Origin of the sequence: Pseudomonas sp. Irchel 3A7, assembly GCF_900187565.1 — a bacterium.
GTDB lineage: Bacteria > Pseudomonadota > Gammaproteobacteria > Pseudomonadales > Pseudomonadaceae > Aquipseudomonas.
In genome coordinates this window covers 208,912-222,067 of sequence record NZ_FYED01000006.1, presented here as the reverse complement: position 1 = coordinate 222,067, position 13,156 = coordinate 208,912, and the positions used below count along the sequence as shown (strand labels likewise).

At 60.0% G+C, this 13,156-nt stretch carries 10 protein-coding genes; 2 read left to right on the top strand and 8 right to left on the bottom strand.

The window, feature by feature from the left end; translation table 11 throughout:
- Positions 1-146 precede the first annotated feature (146 nt).
- Complete coding sequence (locus CKW21_RS12330) at positions 147-371, top strand: YgdI/YgdR family lipoprotein (protein WP_095194243.1); 225 nt, start codon at positions 147-149, stop codon at positions 369-371.
- A 109-nt stretch (positions 372-480) separates the two neighbouring features.
- On the opposite strand, the gene CKW21_RS12325 is transcribed toward CKW21_RS12330, so the two are convergent.
- From CKW21_RS12325 to CKW21_RS12295, 7 genes are all read right to left on the bottom strand, one after another.
- Complete coding sequence (locus CKW21_RS12325) at positions 481-2,334, bottom strand: polyurethanase (protein WP_095194242.1); 1,854 nt, start codon at positions 2,332-2,334, stop codon at positions 481-483.
- A gap of 105 nt (positions 2,335-2,439) precedes the next feature.
- A complete protein-coding gene (locus CKW21_RS12320) occupies positions 2,440-4,140 on the bottom strand; it encodes a polyurethanase (protein ID WP_095194241.1) in 1,701 nt (566 codons plus the stop codon).
- Between the two features lie 52 nt (positions 4,141-4,192).
- Positions 4,193-5,560, bottom strand: a complete 1,368-nt coding sequence (locus CKW21_RS12315; protein ID WP_095194240.1) for a TolC family outer membrane protein — start codon at positions 5,558-5,560, stop codon at positions 4,193-4,195.
- Between the two features lie 2 nt (positions 5,561-5,562).
- Positions 5,563-6,912 carry an HlyD family type I secretion periplasmic adaptor subunit gene (locus tag CKW21_RS12310; protein ID WP_095194239.1) on the bottom strand — a complete coding sequence of 450 codons (1,350 nt, stop codon included), beginning with the start codon at positions 6,910-6,912 and terminating at the stop codon, positions 5,563-5,565.
- A complete protein-coding gene (locus CKW21_RS12305) occupies positions 6,909-8,684 on the bottom strand; it encodes a type I secretion system permease/ATPase (protein ID WP_095194238.1) in 1,776 nt (591 codons plus the stop codon). The genes CKW21_RS12310 and CKW21_RS12305 overlap by 4 nt, the downstream gene beginning before the upstream one ends.
- 150 nt (positions 8,685-8,834) lie before the next feature.
- The gene (locus tag CKW21_RS12300) at positions 8,835-9,248 is read right to left on the bottom strand and encodes an AprI/Inh family metalloprotease inhibitor (RefSeq protein ID WP_095194237.1); all 414 of its coding nucleotides are present in this window, start codon (positions 9,246-9,248) and stop codon (positions 8,835-8,837) included.
- A 72-nt stretch (positions 9,249-9,320) separates the two neighbouring features.
- Complete coding sequence (locus CKW21_RS12295; protein ID WP_095194236.1) at positions 9,321-10,778, bottom strand: serralysin family metalloprotease; 1,458 nt, start codon at positions 10,776-10,778, stop codon at positions 9,321-9,323.
- 583 nt (positions 10,779-11,361) lie between these two features.
- On the opposite strand from CKW21_RS12295, the gene CKW21_RS12290 reads away from it, so the two are divergent.
- A complete protein-coding gene (locus CKW21_RS12290) occupies positions 11,362-12,018 on the top strand; it encodes a hypothetical protein (protein WP_095194235.1) in 657 nt (218 codons plus the stop codon).
- A gap of 43 nt (positions 12,019-12,061) precedes the next feature.
- On the opposite strand, the gene CKW21_RS12285 is transcribed toward CKW21_RS12290, so the two are convergent.
- Positions 12,062-13,147: a polyamine ABC transporter substrate-binding protein gene (locus CKW21_RS12285; RefSeq protein ID WP_095194234.1), complete on the bottom strand. Its 1,086-nt coding sequence runs from the start codon at positions 13,145-13,147 to the stop codon at positions 12,062-12,064.
- Positions 13,148-13,156 lie beyond the last annotated feature (9 nt).

The window sequence follows — 13,156 nt, the reverse complement described above, 5'->3', positions numbered from 1 at the left end:
GTGCAATCGGAAAAGGATGGGCGGAGGCGTTGTCAGGAAATTTTTTCCGCCGCGTCGAACTTTCTGCCGATCCGTTGCACCAACCGCGATAGAGGTGCTGTCGAACGCGACAGTCGCTGCGTTTTTTTGAAGTGTTAGAGGTGGATATGAACATCAAGACTCTGGGTTTTCCCTTGGCGGCAGCGGCTTTTATGATGCTGACCGGGTGCTCCACGCCAACGGTGGTCACCCTGCAGAATGGCACCCAGTATTTGACCAAGGACATGCCGAAAACCAAGACCAAGGACGGCTTCTTCGAATTCGAGGATATTTCCGGGGCGAAGGTCAAGGTCAAGGCTGATGAAGTGACCACGATTCGCCAGGAAGACTGACGACCGCGTTATCGTTCTTCGCGAGCAGGCTCGCTCCCACAGGGAGGCGTGTGATCCTTGTGGGAGCGAGCCTGCTCGCGAAGAGGCCCTTACAGGCGCCCAATCACCCTCAGGCGATCACAATCCCCGCGCCCGACAAACTCTCCAGCCCCACCCCGACCAACGTCACCGAATCATTGCCGAAGCTCAACACCGTATCCTGCCCCACCACCGAGGCATGGGCCCGGAAGTCGTCGTTCGGCGTCACACCCTGTACCCCGAGAAACACCAGTTTGTCGTTGGTCTGATAGCCCAGCACCCGGTCGTGGCCGAACGTGCCGCTGAACAGGAACGTATCGATCCCGCCCCCCGACTCCAGCAGGTCGTTACCGGCCCCGCCGACCAACACGTCGTTGCCGTTGCCGCCCATCAGATGATCATTGCCATCGAGGCCGAACAACCAATCGCCGACCGCTTGTGCCTTGAGCATATCGTTGCCCGCGCTTCCCTTTGCCGACGACGCGTACTGTGTCAGCTGGTTGCCGGCCGCCAGCCCGTTGGAGGTGACGCTGTGGATCACCTCATTCTTGAACAGCCCCCATAAAAAGCCCGGTTCCTTGCTGACGATGCTGCCGATGTCGCGGGTGATGCTGATGCCGCCATTGGCATCGCGGATGTACAGGTTGCCGGCACCGTCGTTGGCAAAGTCGAAATTGTTCACCGACTGCTGCAAGTCGAGCACGTTGTAACCCTTACCGCCCGCCAGGATGTTGTAGCCACCGGCATCGCGAAAGGTGTCGTTGCCGTCGCGGCCTTCCAGATAGTCGTTACCCTTGCCACCCTGGATCAGGTCGTTGCCGTCGCTGCCGATGATGAAGGTGCTGCCCTTGTGGGCCTCGGCATTGCGGTTCAGGTCCTGGACCCAGGTATTGGCCCGCGCCGGGTCCGACAGATTGGCGACGATGATGGTCGAGTCTTTGCGGGTAAGGTCATAGAACCCGGACTCCAGTACCCGGGTCATGCCGTCGCCGTAAGCGGTCGGCAGGTGGGAAATCCAGGTCGGGATGTTGAGGATGGAAAACGGCAACAGATTCCAGGCGGTCGACGCGTAGTGGTCATTGAAGCTGACGATGTTGTTGGTGGCCGAGGCTTGATCGGCATCGTGTACGCCGACCGAGGCCAGGTTGAACGTCGAGCCATCCAGCGCACGGAACACCGGATCGTTTTCGTAGCCGACGTTCAGCACCTTGTCGCTGCTGCCTTGAGTCGGCGAGGCATAGGCGATGTAGTTGGAATCCTGGAAGAAACCACCCCACTTTTCGCCGCTCAAATCCGCCAGGCTGTTGACCGCCAACCCGCCGAGGCTGTGGCCGCTGACCAGCACGTCCTTGCCGGACAGCCCATTGGCCCGGGCAAACGCCGCGACGTCAGCGAACAGCTGGCCGAACGCTTCGCCCGCGTAGTTTTTCGCATAATCCTGTGGCCCCAATGCCGCCAACAGGTCGTTGATGACATCGCCGATGGAATCGCTGATCTGGCTCTCACGAGGACCACTGGTGCCGCGAAAGGCGACGCCGATTTCCGTGAGATGCCCCTGGGCATCGTATTTGCCGAGGATTTCCACCTGAGCGCTGGTATAGCCGGCCTTTTCGCCGAAGAAAGTCCCCCGGGCATCGACTTTGCCGTCGTAGCCCAGTTGCGCGGCGGTGATGGGTGTCCAGCCGGCTTTCTGCACCGCGTCCAGGGCGGCTTTTTCCGAATCGGGATTCCAGGGAATACCGGGAATCACCCCTTGCGAATCGCTGCCGCCGATCAGCGCCGTCACCAGCGTTGCCGGCAGGCCCACGCCGAAACCGTTGTGCTGGTAACCGGTGGCAAAGCCGTTGTCGAGGTTGTGGTAGGAATACAGCGTGATCGCCATCGCGTCGCTGAACAACGCTTTGGCATCTGCTGAACCCAGGTTCTTGTAGTCGTACACACCCATGGTTATTGCCTCTCTCTCTTTGTTGGAATTGTCAGAGATAGCTCACAGCCGGGACACCTCGGTCACGAGGCGCCCCGGAGCCTCCATTGCTGTTACAAAAACCTGTTACGCAAACACAAAGCCGGAAGTCGACAGGTTATCCAGGCCTACGCCGACCAGGGTCACGGAAAAATCGCCAATCTTGAGCACCGTGTCTTGACCGGCCTGGGAAGCATGCTGTCGGTAGTCATAGCCCTGCCCGGCGCCTTCAACGCCCATGAACACCAGGGTGTCGCTGCCCTGATAGCCATTGATCGCATCGAATCCGAAGGCGCCGCTGAACAGGTAGGTATTGCTGCCGTCCCCGGTGGAATGCATCACATCGTTGCCGGTGCCGCCGACGAAGGTCACGTGGCCCTTGTCGCTGCGCAACAGGTCATCGCCACCGTTGCCGAACAGCCAGTCGCCTTCGACGCCGGCCAGCAGCGTATTGCCCTGGGCATCACCGTTTTGCGAATGGCTGTAGCGGGTCAATTCGGCGCCGTTGAGCAGGCCGTTATCAGTCACGCTCCAGGTGATGTCTTTGGAGCTCCACCATGATCCGGATTCCTGGCTCACCAGCGCGCCGATGTCCCGGGTCAGGCTGATGCCGCCATAGGCGTCACGCACGAACAACGTGCCATCGCCATCGTTGGCGATGCTGAAGTTCTGCAGCGGCTTGAGCAGTTCGAAGGTGTTGTTGCCCTTGCCGCCCAGCAGCAGGTTGAAACCGCCATCGTCACGGAAACGGTCGTCGCCATCGCGGCCTTCGATGAAATCATTGCCGGCACCGCCCTTGAGCAGGTCGTTGCTGTCGGTGCCGATGATGAAGGTGCTGCCCCCGTGCGGCTCGCCGCTGCGCCCCAGGTCTTCGACCCAGGTGGCGCCACGGGACGACGCCGACAGGTTGGAGACGATCAGGGTCGAATCCTTCCCGGTCAGGTCATAGAAGGCCGAATCGATCACCCGGTTCAGCCCGTCGGCATAGCCCAATGAGCCATGGGCGCTCCAGTTCAGCGGGTTGAGGATGCTGAAGGGCACCAGGTTCTGTGCGGTGGAGGCGTACTGATCGTTGAAGTTGACGATGTTGTTGGTGGCCGAGGGTTGATGAGCGTCATGCTTGCCCAGTGAGCCACTGCTGAAGGTGGTGCCATCGAGCACCCGGAACACCGGGTCGTTTTCGTAACCGATGTTGAGCACATTGTCACCGGTGGCGCTTTGCGTCGGCGAGGCGAAGGCGATGTAGTTGGCATCCTTGAAGAAGCCGCCCCAGTTGTTGCCGCTCAACTGCGCCAGGCTGTTGACCCCCAGCCCGCCAAGGCTATGCCCGCTGACCAACACATCCTTGGCGCTCAAGCCGTGGGCGATGGCGAATGCAGCGACGCTCTTGAGCAGGTTGTCGAAAGCGTTCTTCGCGTAGTTGCTCGCGTAGTCCACCGGGCCGACTGCCGCCAGCAGGTTGTTTTTCATGTCGCCGAATGTGTCGCTGTAGCCCAGGCCGCCGGTGCCACGAAAGGCGATGCCCAGGCCGATCAGGTTCCCCGTCCCATCGTATTTACCGAGGATTTCGGCTTCGGCGCTGGTGAAGCCATCCTTCTCGCCAAAGAAGGTACCTTGGGCGCCAACCTTGCCCTGATAGCCCAGCGTCGTGGCGCTTATCGGCGCCCACCCACCGGCCGGCAATGGCTGGCCGGTGGGTGTGTAGGCATAGAGCGTCAAGGCGATGGCATCGCTGTACAACGTTTTGCCGGCCTCGCTGCCGGCGTTTTTGTAATCAAACAGTCCCATGTCGTTACCTCTCCATTCATTTGCGGCTGCATCATGCTTTTTGTAGGGGCAATCATCGACTTTGAGGACCCTGCCCGAACGCTTCGTCGACCCTGGCCAGATCCTGCTCACTCAAGGTCCCGGCGTAGTAATGCAATTTGGTCCAGGCCATCAGATAGTCGTAGCGGGCCTGGGCCAGGTCGCGGCGGGTGGTGAAGAGTTGTTGTTCGGCATTCAGTGCATCGAGGTTGACCCGTTCGCCGCCGAGGATGCTTTGCCGGGTCGACACCACCAATGCTTCGGCGGAGACCAGGGCTTTCTGATAGGCGCGCAGTTTGCTCACCCCTGACAGGCAGGCGCTGTACTGTCGGCGCAGCTGGATCAAGGTCTCGCGGGTCTTGCCGTCCAGTTCGTACTCGGCCTGCTCCATCGCGCGGCTGGCCTGGCGGGTCGAGGCCGACACACCACCGCCGGCGTACAGCGGCACATTGATTTCGATGCCAATGGTGTTGGTGTCGTAGCGCTGGTTGTAGGTGTTGCCGCTTTCCGATTCGTTCTGGCGCACCGTGGCGTAGGCGCTGACCTTGGGCAGATGCCCGGCCCGATTGCGTTCGACTTCATAACGCGCCACTTCCAGCGCCTGGCGTTGGGAAGCCAGATTCGGGTTGTTGGCCACGGCCATTTCATGCCAGGTGTCGTAATTGGCCGGTTGCAGGGTGAACGTCTGGAAGTGTTGATCCAGTGGGGCCAGATCGGCGATGTCGATGGCCGGCACGCCGATCAGCGCACCGAGTTCACGCAGGGACGCATCCTGTTCGTTGCGCGCCTCGATTTCCTCGGCGGTGGCCAGTTCATAGCGCGATTCGGCTTCGAGAATGTCGGTGCGTGTGCCTTCGCCTTGGCGAAACATCTGCTCGTTCTGCTGGAACTGTTGCTCGAAGGCTTTTTTCTTGGCTTGGGCGATGTCGATCTGGTCCTGGGCAAACAATGCCTTGGTGTAGTTTTCCAGCACCCGCACCAGCAACTCCTGGCTCTTGCCGCGAAAGTTTTCGTCGGCGAACAACGCCTGCGCAACGCCCTTGCGATAAGCCGCATAGGCCTCGTAGTCGAGCAACGGCTGTTGCAGGGTCAGGCTGGAGCCGTAACTGCTGTAGTTGCGGTCATCGCTCTGGTGTTGCCTGCGCTCGTCGAGGTAGGTGACCTTGGAATTGTTGCGGCCCTTGTTGTAGTTGTAACCCAGTCTCGGCAGCAGCCCGGCGCGGCCAATGGCACGGTTCTCAAGGCCTGCATCACGTTCCTTGATGGCCCCGAGGAATACCGGATCATTGCGTAATGCCTGTTCATAAATGTCGAACGGTCCCATGGCCGCCACGGCCGGGTTGCCCGCGAGCAGCATCAACGCCGCCCCGAGCATCGAAAGCTTTTTCATACAGCCGAACATCCTTATTCCTCGGTCAACGCAGAGCCGGCCCGGTCGAGCAGCGGTTTGAACAAATAGTTGAGGAGCGAACGTTCACCGGTGCGCACGAACATTTCCGCCGGCATGCCGGGCTTGATCACCAGGCCGTTGAGCTTTTCCATGGCCTGGTCGCTGACACTGCTGCGCAGCACGTAGTACGGTGCGCCGGTTTTCTCGTCGACCATCTGGTCGGCGGACACCAGGCTGACTTCGCCTGGCACGCGTGGGGTGCGGCTCTGGTTGAACGCGGTGAACAGGATGTCCACCGGCAAGTGCGGGCCGACCTTGTCGATGAGGTTGACCGGCAGGCGCCCTTCCACTTCCAGGCGTGTGTCCTGCGGCACGATCTCCAGCAGGTTTTCGCCCTGACGCACCACCGCGCCTACGGTGTGCACGCTCAGGTTCACCGCAATGCCATCCGCCGTGGCGATGATCTCGCTGTGCTGCAGGTCGAATCCGGCGGAGGTCAACTGTTCTTCCAGCGTCACGCTTTTGAGCTGGGCATCGGCCAGTTGGCTGCGCACTTCTTTCTGGTATTCCTCGATGTGCTGTTGCAGCTTCAAGCGCGATTCGACAATGCCCTGCTCCACCCGACCGCTTTCGCCGAGGTTTTCCGCCAACTGTTGCTGCACCTGCGACAGTTGCCGCTGATAGTCCATCAATCGGTTGCGCGGGATGTAGCCGTTTTCCGCCAGTGGCGTCAGATTGCTTAGTTGTTGTTGCAGGGAGTCGGCCTGAGCGTTCAGGTCAGTTCGGGCACGGCGCATGCCGGCCAGTTGCGCACCGGCGCCTTCGATGCTGGCGCGCAAGGCGGCCTGCTCGCGGGCAAAGGCATCGCGACGGCTGCTGAACAACTGACGCTGGCCTTCGAGTACCAACGCCAGGCGCGGGTCGGGATCGTTACTCAGCTCGGTGGGAAAGTTCACCTGCTTGAGGTTGTCCCGTTCACTTTGCCAACGGGCGAGACTTGCCCAGGCCATGCGGTACTGCGCCTGCAGCGATTGCACATCCGCGGCGACCTGGGTCTCGTCGAGCCGGAACAGCGGCTGGCCCTGTTTCACCGACTGGCCTTCGCGTACCAGAATCTGGCTGACCACGCCGCTACTCATCGACTGCACGGCCTTGCGCTTGCCCGAAACCACCACCGTTCCCTGTACCGGTATGCCCTGATCAAGGGGCGCGAGGCTGGCCCAGGCAAAGAAACTGCCGGCGCCGACGATCGCCAATACCCAACCCAGGCGGACAAAGTAACGCGCATCGTGTTCAGGGCGTTTGGCCAGGTAGTCTTGCTCCATCGCCGCTTCGTTTTGAGGGTTCATGGGTGTGCTGCTCATGCGCCGCAACTCCTTGTCGTCGGCTGAGACTGCCAGCTCATGCTGAGCCCGCCCGGCGCTTGCACGGGTCTTTCCTGTTGGGCTTGCTGAGCCCCCGAGAGTGCCTTGAGTACCTCCTGGCTCGCACCGAACGCCTGCAAGCGCCCCTCGTTGAGCACCAGCAACTTGTCGGCCTGGGCCAGCGCGGAGGAACGATGGGTCACCAGGATCACGCTGGTGCCCTGGGCCTTCAACTGTGCAATCGCGCCGGCCAGCGCCGCTTCGCCCACGGTGTCGAGGTTGGAGTTCGGCTCATCCAGCACCACCAGGCTCGGCTGGCCGTATAGTGCACGCGCCAGGGCCACCCGTTGTTTCTGCCCGCCGGACAGGCCACTGCCGTCTTCGCCAAGCACGGTGTCGTACCCTTGCGGCAGGCGCAGGATCAGTTCGTGAACCCCGGCCTGCTGCGCAGCGGCCACGACTTTTTCCGGGTCGGCTACGCGAAACCGCGCAATGTTTTGCGCGATGCTGCCGCTGAACAACTCGATATCCTGTGGCAGATAGCCGATGTAGGGCCCGAGGTCGTCGCGGTTCCAGCGGTGGATGTCCGCACCGTCGAGCCGCACCGTCCCGCCGAGGGTCGGCCAGACGCCCACCAGCACCCGCGCCAGTGTCGACTTGCCGGAACCGGAAGCGCCGAGCACGCCCATCACCTCACCCGCCGCCAGGTGGAAACTGACCCGATGCAGCGTCGCCGCCCGCTGCCCCGGAGGCCCCGCGCTGACCTGTTCAAAAGTGATCTGACCTTTGGGCGCCGGCAGCGCCATGGCCTCGTCGCTCGAGGGAAAGGCTTGCAGCAAGGCGTCGAGACGGTGGTAGGCGAGCTTGGCGCCGCTCCATTGCTTCCACACGGCGATCAACTGATCGATAGGGCTCAGCACGCGGCCCATCAGGATCGAACCGGCAATCATCATCCCGGCGGTCATGTCGCCCTTGATGACCAGCAAGGCACCAAGGCCCAGTACCAGCGATTGCAGGCACAGGCGCAGGGTTTTGCTCAAGGAACTGATGACGGCGCCGGTATCGCTCGCCTGGTTCTGCAGGCCGAGGAAGCGTGAATGCAGCTGGAACCAACGATTGCGCAACACCCCCAACATGCCCATGGCCTGAATGGTCTCGGCGTTGTGCAGGTGACTGGTGGCCAGTTGGCTGGATTGCTGGGAGTACGCGGCAGCTTCGGCCAACGGCTGTTTGGTCATGGACTCATTCAGCCAGGCCAGCGCAATCAGCAACAAAGCCCCCGCCGTGGCAAAAACACCGAGCCAGACGTTGAATAGATAAATCACCAGCAGGTACACCGGAAACCACGGCGCATCGAAGAACGCGAACAATGCCGGACCGGTGACAAACTGGCGAATATGTGTCAGATCGCCCAGTGCCTGTCCGGCGTTGCCTTCGCCCTTGAACAGGTTGCGCTCGAACGCCGCTTGATACACCCGCAGGTTGAACCGTCGCTCCAACTGACTGCCGATACGGATAACGATGAAACTGCGAACCGCCTCCAGCAAACCGATAAAGGCAAAGAATCCGACAATCATCAGCGACAACATGACCAGCGTCGTTTCATTCTGCGAGGACAGTACCCGGTCATAGACTTGCAGCATGTAAATGGAGGGCGCCAACATCAGAATATTGATCAGGGCGGTAAAACAGCCGACGCTGATCAAGATGCTCTTATAGTCCCCCAGTGCCTTTATTAAGGGTGCGGTGGCTGGGGCCTTCGCCATCTTCATGGATAATTCCTGAGTTGATATCCATCGCCACGCCTGGGCGCAGTTCCAATGAACTGTCCACGCGCGGTCGATATATGGTTTTTCCGTTGATCGTTTGCAACTAACAAGCAATGTTCAGTGATGCATGAGTGTCGAGGACTGCTTATGTAACTAATGCACCGCCCGCTCGAAAGTAATGCGCTGACCCGACGGCAACGTGCCTTGATAAAACCCTTCCTGCCGGCGGCTGAAGAACAGGATCTTCGAGCCTTCCTTGCCGGTGATTGCAATACCGTCCGGTTCGGGGAACCAGCCGATTGCCTGCTCGCCCACCCAGGCGCTGAAGCAGTCCGCGCCAGCGCCGAGCGTCTGGTTGGGGTGCAGGTCGATCAGGCATTGAGTCGGCGCAACGACGGGCGATTTGTCCGTGTCTTGCGCGGTATTCAACGTGGCCAGCCACTGGCCGGCCAACGCCGAGGGATCCGCCAGTTTCAGAATGTTTGCCATGGTTGCATCTCCAGAAAAGATCATCAGCACTGCCATTAGCCACGTGCTTGCCCTGCAGGAAAAGGCGCTGTGCGTCATGGTTTTTTGTACTCCGGGCCGCGACCCTGAGAGAGCGGCGCATCGAGCGCCGCCCTCCTTGTTCACCTCACATCAAGCCACGATGTCCGAGTACGCCGCCTGGCCCACGGTGCTGACCAGGAAATCAGCCACGCCATGCCCGGAGAAGTCGATCGACAACAGGCTGTTGCCACCCGACGTGCTGAGCACCGCATCGCCCACCGCCCCGGTGAAGGCGCTGACAAAGTGCAGCCCCGCGCCGTTGGTGATGCCGGTCAGGTCGATCTTGTCCAGGCCGCTGACAAAGTCGAGGATCTGGTCGACCGCGCCAGGCCTGGAGTCACTGCTGGCCGCAAACACGAAGGTGTCGGAACCTGCGCCGCCCCACAGTTTGTCAGCACCGCCGGCGCCAAAGAGGATGTCGTTGCCGGCACCGCCCTTCAGCTCATTGGACAGGTTATTACCGATCAGCAAATCGCTGCCCGAACCGCCAATGGCGTTCTCGACGGCGACACCCTTGGCGATGGAGACGTTGCCCACCAGGCCGCCAACGTCGGAGAACGACGCTTCGTTGAGGTTGATCTTCTGGTTCTGGGTAAACCCGGAGAAGTCCAGGGTGTCCTTGCCGCCGGCGTCCCACACCGAAAACACCACTTTGTCAGCCGACGAAGACGCGCTCAGGAAGTCGCGGCCGGCGTTGGAATTGAATCCATAGGTGGTGTCGCCGGTGCGGGTCGTGGTATTGGCGCCGTAGAGCTGCTGAATGGCGGCGATATCGTCCATCAGCGGGCCGGACGAATAGGCTTCGACGCCGCCCTTGCTGAAGTTCTGGCTGGTGTTGCTTTCACTCCAGTAGCTCATGACGCTGTAACCGCGGGTGTCTTGCCCGTAGGAGGCGTCATTGTAGGTCGGCGCCCCTTCGCCCGCGTTGTAGTCGCCGGGGTGAGCCAGGCCCAGGGAGTGGCCGATCTCGTGGGTCAGGGTTTGCCGGCCATAATTGTTCAGCTCCGGCGTCTTGTTGGCCGTGTAGCTGCTGTTGATCAGGTACCAGGATGTCCCGTCGTAACCGGCCCCGGTGCCAGGCAGGTAAGCAAACGCCGCCGCACCGTCCTGGCCGCCGCTGTAATTGCCGAAGGTCATGTGGCCGTCACCGCCACTGGCCTTCTCGGTGAAAGTGAGCTTGGCCACATCGGCCCAGGATTGCATGGCGAGCACGGCCTGGGCTTTCTGTTGCGCGCTGAACTGACTGAAACCGGTGATCCCGTGCTTGTACATCGTGCTCGAAGATGCCGACGTCAGGAAGGTATAGGTCAGTTCGATCTTGCCGCTACCGTCCTTGTCCTGGTAAGCAGCGCCGTCGCGCAGCAATTGGTCGGCGGCCTGGTCGACGGAGAACGAGGGTTTGCCATTGACCGTGAGGTTGCCGCCCCGATCATACTGATGGCTGAAGCTATTGACCTGATTGAATGCAGAACTGCTTGCAGCTAATGCTGACAGCGGCAAAAACGCCTGTTCGGCGGTATCAATAGCGTAGCTTTTTACTTTCGACATAAACACACTTCCTTGTTTAGCTATGGAACAGTTTTTGTCTGATAGCGACAATCCCTGGCGAGATCGTCCTATCACTCGCCCATTGAAGGCGAACGAAAACTGACACAATTTGAAATCTAACGTCCACTACTTTTTTGGCGTCAAATTTAGTGTGTTTTGGGAAGTGCCCGGAAACATTAGGCGCGATAAGAAAGCCTGGTATTAAAAAATATTGAGAGCGCGTAATTGTCGGACAATCAACAATTTAATTATTAAATAAAGATAAGTTGTTCGAGGTACGAAACGTCTGACTATTGATGTTTAAACCGATGAATTAATCACCCTTGATACCGAGTTATCGTTCTTCGCGAGCAGGCTCGCTCCCACAGGATATGCGCCAACCTTGTGGGAGCGAGCCTGCTCGCGAAGAGGCCACAACAGGCCCGGCATTAGCTTCAGGCAAACGGTGTCCAGCCCTGGCCAACCGGCGCTATCGATCCGGCGACCCCTCTTCGGTGTGGCAGGTTTCGCACACTGCCTTAAACTGCGATACAGCCCTGTGAACGAAAGACGGGCCTCACGAAATGATCCGGGTGAAACCGACATGAAAATGGTCACGCCCTTTTTGGCCGCTCTCATCGCCGCCAGCGCGTGTGCGACAACGAGCCTTTGTGCAAATGCCGGGACTTATACGGTCATCACAACCAGCTTCGACTGCGCCAGGACCAGCGCACCTGCCGAGAAGCTCATCTGTCGCGACCCGCAACTCAAGCAGATGGAAATCGAGCTGACACGCCTTTATCGCCTGGCGCTCACGGACGATCATTCGGTACCACGTCCGGACAAGGTCGAGATCGAACAACGGTTCTGGGTCGACGCCCGCAACCAGTGTGGCGCCGGAGCAGACGCCAAGGCATGCCTGATCCAAAGCTATGCCGAGCGGGCGCACCAGCTTCGCCAGGGTTCGGCCATCGTGCGAACCAAAGACCCGAGCAGACTCACAGACGGCCCGGTCGCCTTTCGTTGCGCCGGGCTCAACGCGCTGGTTGCCGCCACGTTCTTTAATGTGCAGCCGCGTGTCGTGTACCTGAAATGGGCAAACGTCTCGGCCACCCTTCTCCAGGTGCCGAATGATTACGCCACCCAATACAACGGCAAGGATTACCGGGGTACCTACAGTTTCTGGCAAACCGGCAACGAGGCTTTGTTGCAGATACCGGGCTCCAGCCAAATGACTTGTACGCCGGAGCCCGTCGGCTGATCGCGCCACGGGACGTCCTGTCCCGATGGCGCGACCCAACCGGTCAGCTGCCGGTGCGGATCTTGTTCCACACCCGGGTACGAATCCGGTCGATGTTCAACGGCATCGCTTCGAGCGCGAACAGTTTCCCCATCATTTCCGGACTCGGGTAAACCTTGGTGTCATTCTTGATGGCCGGATCGATCAGGCTGTCTGCCTGTTCGTTGCCATTGGCGTAGTGCACATAGTTACTGATGCCGGCCATTACGTCCGGGCGCAGCAGGTAGTTCATGAAGGCGTAACCAGCCTTTTCGTCCGGGGCGTCGGCGGGCATGGCGACCATGTCGAACCAGATCGCGGCGCCTTCCTTGGGAATCGAATAACCAATGTCGATACCATTTTTGGCTTCTTTGGCGCGATTCTCCGCTTGCAGGATGTCGCCAGAGAATCCGACCGCCACACAGATATCGCCGTTGGCCAGGTCGCTGGTGTACTTGGAGGAGTGGAAATAGCTGACATAGGGCCGGACTTTCATCAGCAGCGCTTCGGCCTTTTTGTAATCTTCCGGATTTTTACTGTGGTGCGGCAGGCCCAGGTAGTTCAGCGCGGCGGGCAGCAGTTCCGGGCCGTTATCGAGGATGGCCACACCGCATTTCTGCAGTTTTTGCATGTTTTCCGGCTTGAAGATCAGGTCCCAGGAATCCACGGGCGCGTTATCCCCCAGCACCGCTTTGACCTTGGCGATGTTGTAGCCGATACCGGTACTGCCCCACAGGTACGGGAAGCCGTGCTCGTTGCCCGGATCGTTGGTCTGCAAGGCATTGAGCAGCACCGGATTGAGGTTCTTCCAGTTGGGCAATTGGCGCTTGTCGAGTGTCTTCAGTGCTCCGCCTTCGATCTGTCGCGCCATGAAGTGGTTGGACGGGAACACCACGTCGTAACCGGATTTGCCGGTCATCAATTTGCCGTCGAGGGTTTCGTTACTGTCGTAGACGTCGTAGGTGAAGGCGATGCCGGTTTCTTTCTGGAAGTTCTTCGTGGTGTCCGGCGCGATGTAATCGGACCAGTTGTAGATCTTGACGGTTTCCGCTGCCTGACTGATTGCAGCGGCGAGCATCAGTGGTGCCAGGGTCAGTGTCTTTCGGAGCATGGGGCGATT

Bases quoted from the DNA above. Each gene is read 5' to 3' on its own strand.
- CKW21_RS12330 (WP_095194243.1), top strand. From the start codon at position 147: ATGAACATCAAGACTCTGGGTTTTCCCTTGGCGGCAGCGGCTTTTATG.
- CKW21_RS12325 (WP_095194242.1), bottom strand. From the start codon at position 2,334: ATGGGTGTGTACGACTACAAGAACCTGGGTTCAGCAGATGCCAAAGCG.
- CKW21_RS12320 (WP_095194241.1), bottom strand. From the start codon at position 4,140: ATGGGACTGTTTGATTACAAAAACGCCGGCAGCGAGGCCGGCAAAACG.
- CKW21_RS12315 (WP_095194240.1), bottom strand. From the start codon at position 5,560: ATGTTCGGCTGTATGAAAAAGCTTTCGATGCTCGGGGCGGCGTTGATG.
- CKW21_RS12310 (WP_095194239.1), bottom strand. From the start codon at position 6,912: ATGAGCAGCACACCCATGAACCCTCAAAACGAAGCGGCGATGGAGCAA.
- CKW21_RS12305 (WP_095194238.1), bottom strand. From the start codon at position 8,684: ATGAAGATGGCGAAGGCCCCAGCCACCGCACCCTTAATAAAGGCACTG.
- CKW21_RS12300 (WP_095194237.1), bottom strand. From the start codon at position 9,248: ATGACGCACAGCGCCTTTTCCTGCAGGGCAAGCACGTGGCTAATGGCA.
- CKW21_RS12295 (WP_095194236.1), bottom strand. From the start codon at position 10,778: ATGTCGAAAGTAAAAAGCTACGCTATTGATACCGCCGAACAGGCGTTT.
- CKW21_RS12290 (WP_095194235.1), top strand. From the start codon at position 11,362: ATGAAAATGGTCACGCCCTTTTTGGCCGCTCTCATCGCCGCCAGCGCG.
- CKW21_RS12285 (WP_095194234.1), bottom strand. From the start codon at position 13,147: ATGCTCCGAAAGACACTGACCCTGGCACCACTGATGCTCGCCGCTGCA.